Consider the following 14,410-nt stretch of genomic DNA (forward strand, 5'->3'; position numbering starts at 1 on the left):
ATTCCGCCATAGCTCAGTTGGTAGTAGCGCATGACTGTTAATCATGATGTCGTAGGTTCGAGTCCTACTGGCGGAGTATAGAATATAAGAGATCAAGTAATTGATCTCTTTTTTACTTTTCATTTTAATGTTAATTAAAGCTCCGTTTAGTTAACGGAGCTTTTCTCTATTTAGTTATTTGGGAAAAATGCTTGATATAAGGCTTTAATTGCTTTTTCTTCTTGATCTTTACTTACAACGAACATAATGGAAACTTCACTAGAACCTTGCGAGATCATTTGAATATTTACTTCATTTTCTGATAGTGCTTTGGCTGCAGTGGCGGTAACCCCTACCTGACTCTTCATTTTCTCACCAACAATCATAATGATAGAAAGATCATGTTCAATTTCGGCTGTGTCAACTTCTAGCTTTTGTGTTAATTGTTTCAGAATTTCTTGTTCTTTGATCGGTGTCAGTTCACGTGAACGCAAAATGATGGATAAATCATCAATTCCTGTTGGCATATGTTCCCAACTGATATTGAGATCTTCTAAAATTTGAAGGACTTTTCGACCAAAACCGACTTCGCGGTTCATAAGGTATTTTGTAGTGTTAATACTAACGAATCCTGAATCACCTGCAATCCCTACAACAGTCACATGATCATTTGAATGTTCCAAAACAATGCGGGTTCCAGGGTGGTCTGGATTATTTGTATTTTTAATGACTAATGGAATTTTACCTCTGTATGCTGGAACAAGTGCTTCATCATGTAAGACTGAAAAACCAGCATAGGCTAATTCACGCATTTCTTTGTAGGTTAATTCAGGAATAGAATGTGGGTGTTTAATAATACCTGGATGTGCTGCAAAGATACCATTTACGTCTGTAAAGTTTTCGTATAAGTCTGCTTTCACGCCAGCTGCAATGATAGATCCTGTAATGTCAGATCCACCACGAGAAAATGTACAAATGTCCCCATCTTGGGTAACACCAAAAAAACCTGGAATGACAATTACTTCACTTGCATCTTTTAGTTCTTCAATTTTATCGTAACTAGAAGGTAAAATACGAGCGTTGGAAGGTTCCGCAGTGACTGTGATTCCTGCTTCTTTTGGATGGATATATTTTGCTTCTAATCCATTTTGATTGAAATAGGCAGCTATGAGTTTAGCGTTGTTATTTTCACCGGCTGCCAAAAATGCATCGTATGTAAATGGATTTCCTTTTTTAGGCAAATTTGTCAGATCATAGATATCTTCAGCAATTTCTTGAATGATAGAATCTTTGAGACCCAATTCTTCTGTAATGGCACGATAACGCTCAATAATCCACTGTTGTGTTTGCGTAACATCTTTATCTGAAGTGAATTCTTTATAATAACGGATCAGTGCATCTGTTACTTTTGTATCTTCTGCATTTCGCTTACCAGGAGCTGATACAACTACAAATCTTCTTTCTGGATCATCTTTAATGATATTAAGTACTTTTTTTAATTGTGGAGCTGATGCTAGAGAACTTCCACCGAATTTAGTTACTTTCATATTTTCTCCTTAATAGTTTCATTAGTACATTATACCAAAGTTCAGTTATTGATACAATGTATTTATAAATAGGGCATAAAATTGGTGGATCTAAGAGGCTATAAATTGTCATGATTCAAATTTTACAATTTTGTTACATCTTATAGATATATTTTACTATTCTAATTTTTTATGGTATGATATGTTATAATTAAAAAGTTTTAAGATCAAAATATTTTATATTTAAATAAAAGGAGTCTGTGATGTTTGAAACAATTTTGTATTCTGTCGAAAACGATCTCGCGTCAATTTCTTTAAATCGTCCTGAAGTTTCTAATGGTTTTAACATTCCAATGTGTCAGGAAATTTTGGCTGCCTTGGAAGATGCAGAAAAAAATGAGGAAGTAAAATTCATTATTCTATCAGCAGAAGGGAAAATCTTTTCAGTTGGTGGAGATTTGAGTGAAATGAAACGCGCAGTCGATGCAGATGACATCGAGTCTCTTGTTTTAATTGCTGAATTAGTTAATACTATTTCTAAGAAAATTAAGCAATTACCTAAGCCGGTTATTATGGTAGCTGATGGAGCGGTCGCAGGAGCGGCGGCCAACATAGCAGTAGCTGTTGATTTTTGTATAATTAGTGATCGTACAAAATTTATCCAAGCCTTTGTTGGGGTTGGTTTAGCACCAGATGCGGGTGGGTTATTCTTATTAGGAAAAGCTATTGGTATGTCTCGGGCTACTCATTTAGTAATGACAGGTGAAGCTTTGACTGCAGAAAAAGCATTGGAGTATGGCCTAGCTTACCGCGTTTGTGAATCTGAAAAACTTGAGAAAACGGTTGATCAATTGCTTAAAAAATTAAGAAGAGGATCTTCAAATTCTTATGCTGCTATGAAAGAAATGGTTTGGGAAGCCTTCTTGAAAGAATGGGACCAATATGCGAATCTTGAATTAAATTTGCAAAAGAAACTAGCATTTACAGAAGATTTTAAAGAGGGGGTTATTGCCTACTCTGAAAAACGTCGGCCACAATTTAAAGGAAAATAAATTTGTATCTTTTCCATGTTTTGTGAAAAAAAGCTTGCAAATTATTTTCATTTTTGATAAAATTTGACTATCAAAGTAAAATTAGGAGGTGGAGTTTTGAATTACCAATTAGTTAATGACTATTTAACATCCATCTTTAATAATGTTTTGGTTATCGAGGAGACGAGCCTAAGAGCAAGTCGATTTAAAGATGTTTCTATTAAAGAAATGCATACGATCGACGTGATTGGTTCGACACCGAATGCAACCCCGAGTGATATTTCACGGGAGTTGATGGTGACTTTGGGGACTGTCACGACAAGTTTGAATAATCTTGAGCGCAAAGGGTATATCGAAAGAAGAAGATCTGAAGTTGATCGCCGGGTTGTACACTTGAGTTTAACAAAGAATGGTCGTCTACTTTATCGACTTCATCAGCAATTCCATAAACGGATGGTCAACCAAATTATTGGAGATATGAGTCCTGAAGAGAAGAAAGTGATGCAAAAAGGATTGCAAAATCTGTATCGTTTCTTGGAGGAAATTAAATAATGGTCTTTGCTAAAATTAGTCAAGTCGCTCATTATGTACCTGACCAAGTCGTATCGAATGATGATTTAGCTGAGATTATGGATACAAGTGATGAATGGATCAGTAGTCGGACAGGCATTCTTCGTCGTCACATTTCAAGAGATGAGACGACCAGTGATCTTGCAACAGTTGTCGCACAAAGATTATTAGCAAAAGCAAACTTAGACGCTGAGGAAATTGATTTTATCGTTGTCGCTACAATTACTCCAGACAGCTTAATGCCATCGACCGCAGCCCGGGTACAAGCTAATATTGGAGCTTCTCGAGCTTTTGCGTTTGATCTGACTGCAGCATGTAGCGGATTTGTATTTGCATTAGCCACTGCTGAAAAATACATTTCTTCAGGGATGTACCAGCGAGGGATTGTGATCGGTAGTGAGACGCTTTCAAAAGTATTAGACTGGTCAGATCGCTCTACTTCAGTACTTTTTGGAGATGGAGCTGGCGGTGTCTTGCTTGAAGCGAGCGATCAAAAATCGTTTTTAGCTGAAAGTCTTTTTACGGATGGTAGCCGTGGTTCTAGTCTTGAATCTTGCTATTTGGGTCTGTCTTCTCCTTATTCAGAGGAAGTTACCGATCGAAGATATCTGACGATGGATGGGCGGGCAGTTTTTGATTTTGCCATTCGTGATGTCACGAAAAGTATTCAAAAAATAATAGCAGACGCCTCTATGGAAGCAGAAGAGATTGACTATTTTCTGTTACACCAGGCGAATGACCGAATGTTAGATAAGATGTCAAAAAAACTGGGTGTCTCTAGAGAGAAGATCCCAGCAAATATGATGGAATATGGGAACACTAGTGCTGCTAGTATCCCCATTCTATTATCGGAGTGTGTCGAGAATCATCGAATCAAGATGGATGGAAGTCAAAAAATTCTTCTTACAGGATTCGGTGGAGGTTTGACATGGGGCACACTTCTTGTTACAATCTAGTTAAACATGTGGAAACACATTTTAAAAATTTATATATTTTTTTTAAGGAGGCCTGTCATGGCAGTATTTGAAAAAGTACAAGAAATTATCGTTGAAGAACTTGGTAAAGAACCATCAGAAGTAACTCTTGAATCTACATTCGAAGATTTAGAAGCTGATTCATTGGATTTGTTCCAAGTGATCTCTGAAATCGAAGATGCTTTTGATATCCAAATCGAAACTGAAGAAGGATTGTCTACAGTTGGTGATCTTGTCGCTTACGTAGAAGAAAAAACAAAATAATGATAGATGAGAGTATCGAAAGATATTCTCTCTTGTTTAGGTAATAGTTTGAGGCTCAAAGAAACAATCTTTTAAACTCAAACTATTACTTAAGCGAAAAAAGAGGTAGGTATAATGCAAACACGAATTACTGAACTATTGAATATTAAATATCCAATCTTCCAAGGTGGGATGGCATGGGTCGCTGATGGTGACTTGGCTGGAGCAGTATCAAACGCCGGTGGTCTTGGAATCATTGGTGGCGGGAACGCTCCAAAAGAAGTTGTAAAGGCTAACATTGATAAAGTGAAGTCTATTACAGATAAACCTTTTGGTGTAAATATCATGCTTTTGTCCCCATTCGCGGATGACATTGTTGACCTGGTGATTGAAGAAGGTGTAAAAGTTGTTACAACTGGTGCTGGAAATCCTGGGAAATACATGGATCGTTTCCATGAAGCAGGGATCACTGTCATTCCAGTTGTTCCATCTGTTGCCCTTGCAAAACGGATGGAAAATTTGGGTGCCGATGCGGTGATTGCAGAAGGCATGGAAGCTGGAGGTCACATTGGTAAATTGACGACCATGACCTTGGTTCGTCAAGTGGTTGAAGCTGTTTCTATTCCAGTAATTGGTGCTGGAGGTGTCGCTGATGGTTCCGGTGCTGCAGCTGTCTTTATGTTAGGCGCTGAAGCTGTTCAGGTGGGAACTCGTTTCGTGGTTGCTAAAGAATCTAACGCTCACCAAAACTTTAAGAATAAAATCTTGAAAGCGAAAGATATTGATACGGTAGTTTCAGCATCAGTTGTTGGACACCCTGTTCGTGCGATCAAGAATAAATTGGCTTCTGCCTATAACCAAGCTGAAAAAGATTTCTTGGCAGGTAAGAAGACTCAAGAAGAAATTGAAGAATTAGGAGCAGGTGCGCTTCGCAATGCCGTTGTTGATGGAGATGTTGACAATGGGTCTGTAATGGCAGGCCAAATTGCTGGTCTTGTGAGCAAGGAAGAAACTTGTGCTGAAATTCTAGAAGATATCTATTATGGTGCAGCCAAGGTGATTCAAAGAGAGGCTGCTCGTTGGGCAGATGTAAACGTCTAAAAACGTCGAAAGGATTAGGATAGTGACAAAACGTGCGTTCTTATTTGCTGGTCAAGGGGCTCAGAAATTGGGCATGGCGAGCGATTTGTATGCGGCTTATCCCGTTGTTAAAGAGACATTTGATACGGCTAGTCGTATTCTAGGTTATGATTTGCGTGAATTGATTGATTCTAACGAAGAAAAACTGAATCAGACACGCTATACTCAACCAGCTATTTTGACAACGTCAGTAGCCATTTATCGTCTCTTAGCAGAAAATGGTATCACTCCTGATATTGTTGCCGGCCTCTCTTTGGGGGAATATTCTGCCCTGGTTGCGGCTGGAGGTCTTTCGTTTGAAGATGCAGTAGCTTTGGTTGCGAAACGTGGTGAATTCATGGAAACAGCAGCTCCTGCTGGAAGTGGGAAAATGGTTGCTGTTATGAATACAGATCCAAGTTTGATCGAAGAGATTTGCCAACAAGCATCCGAAAAGGGTGTAGTAACACCAGCTAACTACAATACGCCAGCACAAATTGTGATTGGTGGTGAGGTTGCGGCTGTGGACTATGCTGTGGAACTATTGCAGGAAGCAGGTGCCAAACGCTTGATCCCTTTGAACGTGTCAGGTCCATTCCACACAGCCTTACTGGAATCTGCTAGTCAAAAATTGGCGGCTGAACTAGAAAAAGTATCATTTAATGATTTTGATCTTCCTTTAGTTGGGAATACAGAAGCTACGATCATGAAGTCAGAAGATGTGAAAGCACTGTTGGCCCGTCAAGTAAAAGAACCAGTTCGTTTCTATGATTCAATTGCTACGATTCAAGAATTTGGTGTAGATGAGGTCATCGAGATCGGACCTGGAAAAGTCTTGTCAGGTTTCTTGAAAAAAATTGATAAAACTCTTCCAACTCATAACGTCGAAGATCAGGCTAGTCTAGATGCACTTCTGAATGCTTAAAACGAGGTAAAGATGGAACTTAAGAATAAAAATGTTTTTGTAACAGGTTCAACACGCGGAATTGGATTGGCTGTGGCTCATAAATTTGCGAGTCTCGGTGCCAATGTTGTCCTAAATGGACGTTCTGAAATTTCTGAGGACTTGCTTGCACAGTTTGCTGACTATGGTGTGACTGTTGTTGGTATTTCTGGGGATATTTCTAATGGCGAAGATGCTCAACGTATGGTAGCTGAAGCAATTGAAAAGCTTGGAAGTGTTGATGTTTTGGTCAATAACGCTGGGATCACAAACGACAAGTTGATGTTGAAAATGACTGAAGAAGATTTTGAACGGGTTTTGAAAATCAACTTGACTGGTGCCTTCAATATGACACAAGCTGTCTTGAAACCAATGTCTAAGGCGCGTCAAGGTGCCATCATCAATATGTCATCTGTTGTAGGTCTCATGGGGAATATCGGTCAAGCTAACTATGCGGCTTCAAAAGCTGGTTTGATTGGTTTCACTAAATCAGTAGCGCGTGAAGTTGCGGCTCGTGGCGTTCGTGTGAATGCCATTGCACCTGGTTTCATTGAATCAGATATGACAGACGCTATTCCAGAGAAAATGAAAGATGCCATGCTAGCTCAAGTGCCAATGAAACGAATTGGTCAAGCTGAAGAAGTGGCAGAAGTTGCGGCTTTCTTGGCAGGTCAAGAATATTTAACTGGTCAAACAATTGCCATTGATGGCGGAATGACTATGCAATAATGAATGCTCACTGATCGAAAATCACTTACTTAAATATCCATCCGACAAAAGGAGAATATATATGTCTACAAATCGTGTTGTTGTTACAGGTTATGGTGTAACCTCACCAATCGGAAATACACCAGAAGAATTTTGGAATAGCCTTCATGAAGGAAAAATTGGGATCAAACCCATTACGAAATTTGATGCTTCTGAAATTCCAGTCTTTAATGCTGGTGAAATTCAAGATTTCCCATTCGATAAATATTTTGTAAAAAAAGATCAAAATCGTATGGATACTTACTCATTGTATGCAATCTATGCTGCAATGGAAGCTATTGAAAATTCAGGCTTGAACATGGAAGAAGAAGACCGCGATCGTGTAGGTGTGATTGTATCATCTGGTATCGGTGGTTTGCAAGAATTGGAAGACCAAATCATCCGGATGCATGAACGTGGGATGAAGAGAATCCAACCAATGTTTATTCCAAAAGCTCTTTCAAACATGGGGGCTGGAAACATCGCACTTAAGATTGGGGCTCAAGGGGTATGTAAATCCGTGACAACAGCTTGTGCTTCTGCCAACGATGCCATTGGTGAAGCTTTCCGTGAAATTAAATTTGGTATGCATGATGTTGTTTTGGCAGGTGGTGCTGAAGCTTCGATTACTAAGATTGGTATCGGTGGTTTCAATGCCCTTACGGCCCTTTCAACAACGGAAGACCCAGAACGTTCATCTATCCCATTTGACAAAGACCGTAATGGTTTTGTGATGGGTGAAGGTGCAGGGGTTCTCGTTATTGAAAGCTTGGAACATGCTCAAAAACGTGGTGCTAACATCTTGGCTGAGATTGTTGGTTACGGATCAAACTGTGATGCTTATCATATGACAACACCAACACCAGATGGTTCAGGTGCGGCTAAAGCGATTAAATTGGCGATCAATGAAGCGGGTATCAAACCTGAGGATGTCGATTATGTCAATGCACATGGTACCTCTACACCTGCTAATGAAAAAGGTGAAAGCGGAGCTATTGTTTCTGTACTTGGTAAAGAAGTTCCTGTATCATCTACTAAATCATTTACAGGACACTTGTTAGGTGCTGCTGGTGCGGTTGAAGCGATTGCTACCATCGAAGCGATTCGTCATAGCTTTGTACCAAAAACTGCTGGTACTAAAGAATTGTCTGACTATATCGAAGCAAACGTTGTTTATGGTGAAGGTCAAGAAGCGGATATTCAGTACGCTATCTCAAATACCTTTGGTTTTGGAGGACACAATGCTGTTCTGGCCTTTAAACGTTGGGAGGGTTAATTCATGAATATTTCTGAAGTCAAAGATTTGTTGGCTCAATTTGATGCGTCAACTTTGCGTGAATTCTCATATAAAAATAATGGCGAAGAATTGAATTTGAGTAAAAACCAAACGAGTTCAGTTGCGGCTACACCGGTTGCTCCTGCACTTGAAGTGGTAGCAGCTCCTCAAACTCCTGTAGTAGCCCCTGTTGTTGAAGCACCAGCAACTCCAGCTGTAGTGGCTGAACCAGTTGCTGCTCCAGCTCAGGCTGCAGAAGGTGATGTGGTTGAAAGTCCATTGGTTGGGGTGGCTTACTTGTCGCCAGCTCCGGATAAACCAGCCTTTGTATCTGTAGGAGATAAGGTCACTAAGGGTCAAACACTCTTGATTATCGAAGCCATGAAAGTGATGAATGAAGTCCCAGCACCAAAAGATGGGGTAGTCACTGAAATTTTAGTAACGAATGAAGAAATGGTTGAATTTGGAAAAGGATTGGTTCGAATCAAATGACAATTGATATTAATGCTATTCGTGAGGCTTTGCCGCATCGTTACCCAATGCTTTTGGTGGATCGCGTTTTAGAAACAAGCGAAGATACGATTGTTGCCATTAAAAACGTGACAATTAATGAACCATTTTTTAATGGACATTTTCCACAATATCCTGTTATGCCAGGTGTTCTCATCATGGAAGCTTTGGCACAAACAGCAGGTGTACTAGAGTTGTCAAAACCTGAAAATAAAGGGAAATTAGTCTTTTATGCAGGGATGGACAAGGTGAAGTTTAAAAAACAAGTCGTTCCAGGAGATCAACTGGTGATGACAGCTACTTTTGTCAAACGTCGTGGAACCATTGCTGTTGTTGAAGCGAAAGCAGAGGTAGACGGTAAGCTTGCAGCTTCAGGAACGCTTACTTTTGCAATTGGAAATTAAGAAAGGCCTATCTATGTTTCGTAAGATCTTAATCGCCAATCGTGGTGAGATTGCAGTGCGCATTATTCGTGCGGCTCGTGAACTTGGCATCGAGACGGTTGCGGTGTATTCTACTGCTGATAAAGAAGCCTTGCATACCTTACTAGCGGATGAGGCAGTCTGTATTGGACCTGCTAAATCAACAGAATCTTATTTGAATATGAGTGCTGTCTTATCCGCAGCTGTTTTAACAGGTGCAGAAGCTATTCACCCTGGTTTTGGATTTTTAAGTGAAAACTCAAAATTTGCGACCATGTGTGAGGAAGTGGGCATTAAGTTTATTGGTCCTTCTGCTAAAGTCATGGATTTGATGGGGGATAAGATTAATGCTCGTAAACAGATGATCAAAGCAGGAGTGCCTGTTATTCCTGGATCAGATGGTGAAGTGTATACTGCTGAAGAAGCCCTCGAGATTGCAGAGCGTATTGGTTACCCTGTGATGTTGAAAGCATCTGCAGGAGGTGGTGGTAAAGGAATTCGGAAGGTTGAAAAACCAGAAGATTTGGTTGCTGCTTTTGAATCTGCTTCCTCAGAAGCTCAAGCTGCTTTTGGGAATGGTGCCATGTATATGGAGCGGGTGATTTATCCGGCACGCCACATTGAAGTACAGATTTTAGCTGATCAGCATGGACATGTCATTCACTTAGGTGAACGCGATTGCTCTCTTCAACGGAACAATCAAAAAGTTCTAGAAGAATCCCCTTCGATTGCTATTGGAAAAACTCTTCGTGATCGGATTGGTTCTGCAGCTGTTCGTGCAGCTGAATCAGTTGGGTACGAGAATGCTGGAACGATTGAATTCTTGTATGATGAAGGCAAGGGTGAGTTCTACTTTATGGAAATGAATACCCGTGTGCAAGTAGAGCATCCTGTCACGGAATTTGTAACGGGAGTGGATATTGTTAAGGAACAGATTAAAATCGCAGCTGGCCAAGAATTATCCGTTACTCAAGAGGATATTGTCATTAAAGGCCATGCGATTGAATGCCGGATCAATGCGGAAAATCCTTCCTTTAACTTTGCACCAAGCCCAGGTAAGATCACTAATCTCTATCTTCCAAGTGGTGGGGTTGGCTTGCGTGTGGATTCTGCTGTGTATCCTGGTTATACGATTCCACCATACTATGATAGTATGATTGCCAAGATCATTGTCCATGGGGAAAATCGCTTTGATGCACTGATGAAAATGCAGCGTGCTCTTTATGAGTTGGAAATCGATGGTGTCACAACCAATAGCAGTTTCCAGTTGGATTTGATTTCAGATTCACATGTGATCGCTGGTGATTATGACACTGCATTTTTGATGGAACAATTCCTTCCAAATTATAATAAGGAATGATGAAAAAGCCTGGACTTGTGAGGGAAGTATGAACATCATCTTCACAGTTTCAGGCTTTTATAGTAATGCTGCAGATACTGTAGCATATTATAAGGAGTAAGTAATGGCATTATTTTCTAAAAAAGATAAATATATTCGGATCAATCCGAATAGGTCAGCCTGGAAGGAGCCTCAGCCAAAACCTGAAGTTCCTGATGAACTATTTTCACAATGCCCAGGTTGTAAACATACCATTTACCAAAAGGATTTAGGTAGTGAACGTGTCTGCCCGAATTGTGGCTATACCTTCCGTATTTCTGCTAAAGAACGCTTGGCGCTGACAGTGGATCCAGCTAGCTTTGAAGAAATGTTTACAGGAATCGAAACAACAGATCCTTTGAATTTCCCAAATTATAAGAAGAAACTAGCAGCAGTGCGGGAAATGACAGGACTGGATGAAGCTGTCCTAACTGGAACTGCCTTGATTAAAGGGCAAAAAGTTGCGCTTGGGATCATGGATTCCAACTTTATCATGGCTTCAATGGGTTCTGTGGTAGGCGAAAAAATTACTCGTTTATTTGAATTTGCGACAAAAGAAAAATTGCCAGTTGTTATCTTTACCGCTTCCGGTGGCGCTCGGATGCAAGAAGGAATCGTGAGTTTGATGCAAATGGCAAAAATTTCTGCAGCTGTTCAACGCCATTCCAAAGAAAAATTATTCTATTTGACGGTATTGACAGATCCGACAACTGGTGGGGTGACAGCCTCATTTGCTATGGAAGGTGATATTATCATGGCAGAGAGTCAGGCCTTGGTTGGTTTTGCCGGTCGGCGCGTGATCGAATCAACTGTGCGTGAAAAATTGCCAGATGATTTCCAAAAAGCAGAATTTCTACAAGAACATGGATTTGTAGACTTGATCGTGGAGAGAAGCCAAATCCGAGCAACAGTTGGACAATTATTGGCCCTTCATGGAGGTAAACATGAGTAAAATAACACAGATTATTAAAGAGGCACGTGACCAAGGAAGATTGACTGCGCTTGATTTTGCTCAAGGAATCTTTGATGATTTTATCGAATTACATGGAGATCGAAACTTCCGTGATGATGGTGCGGTGATTGGTGGGATTGGACGCATAGGCGATCAAACGGTTACAGTCGTTGGAATCCAAAAAGGAAAAAATCTTCAGGATAATCTAAAACGTAATTTTGGACAACCACATCCAGAAGGCTATCGAAAAGCTTTGCGCCTCATGAAGCAAGCGGAGAAATTTGGTCGTCCAGTTGTGACCTTTATCAATACAGCGGGTGCTTATCCTGGTGTTGGTGCTGAAGAACGAGGACAAGGTGAAGCCATTGCCCGTAACCTCATGGAAATGAGTGATTTAAAAGTTCCGATTATCGCGATTATCATCGGAGAAGGTGGCTCTGGTGGTGCCTTGGCTCTTGCTGTGGCAGATAAGGTCTGGATGCTTGAGAACTCCATCTATGCGGTCTTGAGTCCAGAAGGTTTTGCCTCTATTCTTTGGAAAGATGGAAGTCGTGCCATGGAAGCAGCAGAGTTGATGAAGATTACTTCTCACGAATTGTTAAATATGGAAATTGTCGATAAGGTGATTCCCGAGCATGGATTTTCAAATGGAGAACTACTGGCTCAAGTGAAGAAGGAATTACAGGAAGAGTTAAAGGTTTTACAAGCTTTACCTCTCGAAGAGCTTCTGGAGCAACGCTACCAACGTTTTCGTAAATATTAAAAAACTGAGCTTGCAATTTGCAAGACTCAGTTTTTTTAAACTTTATTTTGGTGCGATGACTTCTGCGCCACCCATGTATGGGCGAAGGACTTCTGGAATGGTCACAGAACCGTCTTCGTTTTGGTAGTTTTCAAGAATAGCAGCGACGGTACGTCCAACAGCCAATCCAGAACCGTTCAAAGTGTGAAGGAGTTTTACCTTGCCATCTGCTTCATCACGGTAGCGGATTTGCGCACGGCGAGCTTGGAAATCTTCTGTATTGGAACAGCTTGAGATTTCACGGTAGGTATTTTGCGCTGGAATCCATACTTCCAAGTCATAAGTCTTGGCAGCTGAGAAGCCCATGTCTCCTGTTGAGAGAGCTACTACACGGTATGGAAGGTTCAGTTTTTGAAGGATATTTTCAGCATTGACAACCATTTTTTCCAATTCATCATATGATTCTTCTGGTTTAGCAAATTTCACCATTTCAACCTTATGGAATTGGTGCAAACGGATCAATCCACGAGTATCACGACCAGCTGAACCAGCTTCTGAACGGAAAGATGGACTCATAGCGGTGAAGTAGATTGGAAGATCTTTCCCATCAAGAATTTCATCGCGGTAGTAGTTTGTCAAAGGAACTTCGGCTGTTGGAATGAGGACATAATTGGTATCGCTAAGTTCAAAAGTATCTTCCTTGAATTTTGGATACTGACCAGTACCAAACATAGAATCATGGTTGACCATGTAAGGAGGGATGACTTCAGTGTAGCCTTCTTTGCCATGTTCGTCCAACATAAAGTTGTAGATAGCGCGTTCTAAGCGAGCTCCAAGTCCTTTGTAGAAGAGGAAACGAGCACCAGTGACTTTAGCTCCGCGTTCCCAGTCAAGGATATCAAGGTCTTCACCTAAATCCCAGTGAGCTTTTGGTTCAAAGCCAAATTCGCGCGGTGTTCCCCAACGGCGAACCTCAACGTTGTCATCCTCATCCGCTCCAACAGGGACACTATCAGCAGGGATGTTTGGAAGGGTAGTAGTGAATTCAGTTAATTTTGCATCGATTTCAGCTAATTCTGTATCCAATGCTTTGACCTCTGCAGAGAGGGTTTGCATGGCAGCAATCTTATCATCTGCATTTTCCTTGTTGCGTTTAGCTTGTGCGATTTCAGCAGATACAGTGTTACGCTCTGCTTTGAGATTTTCTACTTTGACTAAGATATCTCGACGTTTAGCATCGATTTCTTTCATTTCATTCAAAATAGCTGCATCTACGCCACGTGTTGCCAATTTTTTAGCAACCGCATCAAAGTCTGTACGAATCCGTTTAATATCTAACATAGCTTCTCCTTTAACAAAAAACACACCTGTTAGAGTGTTGGAGTGGCAGAGCCACGGTTCCATCCAACTTCACAGGTGTGCACTTGATTCGATATTGTATTTTAAAGAAACGGTAGAATTTCAATTAAGATTTCTATCTGCTCGCAGCAACCGCAGACTTTCTGAAAGAACCTCTTAACTTACTTATCCGTTTGCGTCTATTATACAAGAAAAGATCCTATTTTGCAAATAGATTTTTAATTTTAGCCGTGATGATTTGGATCAACGTAGGAAGTTTGACAATTTTATCATTTCCTAGATGTTCCCGAGCAATCTTTAAAATTTTTCCAGAGTCTTTTGAAGCAAAGAGAAATTTTGATTCTCTGGTATAGATTTCAAAATGGCGGCTAATTTTACGTCCGGATACATTGGCTCCGATTTGATCGATTTCTTGCCAGGGAATTTGGATGTAGTCTTCAACATTAGCATCCGCATAAAATTCAAAAGCGGCATTCCCGACTAGGATTTTTCCAACCTTTCCCCCCACTCCAAGGTAAGAAACCCCTGTAGTATGGAATTCAACGGTTTTATTCAATGATTGAGCCATGAGATCCTCCTGTATTGCTATTCATTCCATTATATCATAATAAAAAGAAGGTCGAAACCTTCTTTTTTGTT

16 protein-coding genes and 1 tRNA gene are annotated in these 14,410 nt (G+C 40.5%); 14 read left to right on the top strand and 3 right to left on the bottom strand.

Translation table 11 applies throughout. The annotated features are described in order from the left end of the window. The first annotated feature begins 2 nt into the window (after positions 1–2). Positions 3–76: transfer RNA gene (locus tag HMPREF2904_RS01885), tRNA-Asn, on the top strand. Between the two features lie 94 nt (positions 77–170). Here the strand turns inward: HMPREF2904_RS01885 and HMPREF2904_RS01890 are convergent. Further along, positions 171–1,526: an aspartate kinase gene (locus HMPREF2904_RS01890; protein ID WP_070659610.1), complete on the bottom strand. Its 1,356-nt coding sequence runs from the start codon at positions 1,524–1,526 to the stop codon at positions 171–173. 239 nt (positions 1,527–1,765) lie between these two features. Here HMPREF2904_RS01890 and HMPREF2904_RS01895 point away from each other — a divergent pair, with 239 nt between their 5' ends. From HMPREF2904_RS01895 to HMPREF2904_RS01955, 13 genes are all read left to right on the top strand, one after another. Continuing rightward, the gene (locus tag HMPREF2904_RS01895; RefSeq protein WP_070659612.1) at positions 1,766–2,557 is read left to right on the top strand and encodes an enoyl-CoA hydratase; all 792 of its coding nucleotides are present in this window, start codon (positions 1,766–1,768) and stop codon (positions 2,555–2,557) included. Between the two features lie 96 nt (positions 2,558–2,653). Beyond that, positions 2,654–3,088, top strand: a complete 435-nt coding sequence (locus HMPREF2904_RS01900) for a fatty acid biosynthesis transcriptional regulator FabT (protein WP_009732277.1) — start codon at positions 2,654–2,656, stop codon at positions 3,086–3,088. Next, positions 3,088–4,062, top strand: a complete 975-nt coding sequence (locus tag HMPREF2904_RS01905) for a beta-ketoacyl-ACP synthase III (protein WP_070659615.1) — start codon at positions 3,088–3,090, stop codon at positions 4,060–4,062. The genes HMPREF2904_RS01900 and HMPREF2904_RS01905 overlap by 1 nt, the downstream gene beginning before the upstream one ends. Positions 4,063–4,119: 57 nt before the next feature. Next, positions 4,120–4,344: an acyl carrier protein gene (locus HMPREF2904_RS01910; protein WP_003003892.1), complete on the top strand. Its 225-nt coding sequence runs from the start codon at positions 4,120–4,122 to the stop codon at positions 4,342–4,344. A 114-nt stretch (positions 4,345–4,458) separates the two neighbouring features. Continuing rightward, positions 4,459–5,424 (top strand): enoyl-[acyl-carrier-protein] reductase FabK, encoded by a 966-nt coding sequence (fabK, locus tag HMPREF2904_RS01915; protein WP_070659617.1) that lies wholly within the window; start codon positions 4,459–4,461, stop codon positions 5,422–5,424. 22 nt (positions 5,425–5,446) lie between these two features. Beyond that, positions 5,447–6,367, top strand: a complete 921-nt coding sequence (gene fabD / locus HMPREF2904_RS01920; RefSeq protein WP_070659619.1) for an ACP S-malonyltransferase — start codon at positions 5,447–5,449, stop codon at positions 6,365–6,367. A 12-nt stretch (positions 6,368–6,379) separates the two neighbouring features. Beyond that, the gene (fabG, locus tag HMPREF2904_RS01925) at positions 6,380–7,114 is read left to right on the top strand and encodes a 3-oxoacyl-[acyl-carrier-protein] reductase (protein WP_003010456.1); all 735 of its coding nucleotides are present in this window, start codon (positions 6,380–6,382) and stop codon (positions 7,112–7,114) included. A gap of 61 nt (positions 7,115–7,175) precedes the next feature. Continuing rightward, entirely contained in the window at positions 7,176–8,408 is a 1,233-nt protein-coding gene (gene fabF, locus HMPREF2904_RS01930) for a beta-ketoacyl-ACP synthase II (RefSeq protein WP_003010454.1), read from the top strand. A gap of 3 nt (positions 8,409–8,411) precedes the next feature. Then, positions 8,412–8,900, top strand: a complete 489-nt coding sequence (accB, locus tag HMPREF2904_RS01935) for an acetyl-CoA carboxylase biotin carboxyl carrier protein (protein WP_070659621.1) — start codon at positions 8,412–8,414, stop codon at positions 8,898–8,900. Next, positions 8,897–9,322, top strand: a complete 426-nt coding sequence (gene fabZ, locus HMPREF2904_RS01940) for a 3-hydroxyacyl-ACP dehydratase FabZ (RefSeq protein ID WP_003004019.1) — start codon at positions 8,897–8,899, stop codon at positions 9,320–9,322. The genes accB and fabZ overlap by 4 nt, the downstream gene beginning before the upstream one ends. Before the next feature lie 13 nt (positions 9,323–9,335). Beyond that, on the top strand, positions 9,336–10,700 hold the full coding sequence (locus tag HMPREF2904_RS01945) for an acetyl-CoA carboxylase biotin carboxylase subunit (RefSeq protein WP_045760281.1): 1,365 nt from the start codon (positions 9,336–9,338) through the stop codon (positions 10,698–10,700). A 103-nt stretch (positions 10,701–10,803) separates the two neighbouring features. Continuing rightward, positions 10,804–11,670, top strand: a complete 867-nt coding sequence (accD, locus tag HMPREF2904_RS01950; RefSeq protein ID WP_070659622.1) for an acetyl-CoA carboxylase, carboxyltransferase subunit beta — start codon at positions 10,804–10,806, stop codon at positions 11,668–11,670. Further along, positions 11,663–12,433 carry an acetyl-CoA carboxylase carboxyl transferase subunit alpha gene (locus HMPREF2904_RS01955; protein WP_070659625.1) on the top strand — a complete coding sequence of 257 codons (771 nt, stop codon included), beginning with the start codon at positions 11,663–11,665 and terminating at the stop codon, positions 12,431–12,433. The genes accD and HMPREF2904_RS01955 overlap by 8 nt, the downstream gene beginning before the upstream one ends. Before the next feature lie 42 nt (positions 12,434–12,475). Here HMPREF2904_RS01955 and serS read toward each other — a convergent pair whose 3' ends face one another. Then, complete coding sequence (serS, locus tag HMPREF2904_RS01960; RefSeq protein WP_003018473.1) at positions 12,476–13,753, bottom strand: serine--tRNA ligase; 1,278 nt, start codon at positions 13,751–13,753, stop codon at positions 12,476–12,478. Between the two features lie 217 nt (positions 13,754–13,970). Next, positions 13,971–14,339 (bottom strand): DUF956 family protein, encoded by a 369-nt coding sequence (locus HMPREF2904_RS01965; protein WP_003012627.1) that lies wholly within the window; start codon positions 14,337–14,339, stop codon positions 13,971–13,973. Between the last annotated feature and the right edge of the window lie 71 nt (positions 14,340–14,410).

The sequence above is a fragment of the Streptococcus sp. HMSC072G04 genome (assembly GCF_001813295.1).
GTDB lineage: Bacteria > Bacillota > Bacilli > Lactobacillales > Streptococcaceae > Streptococcus.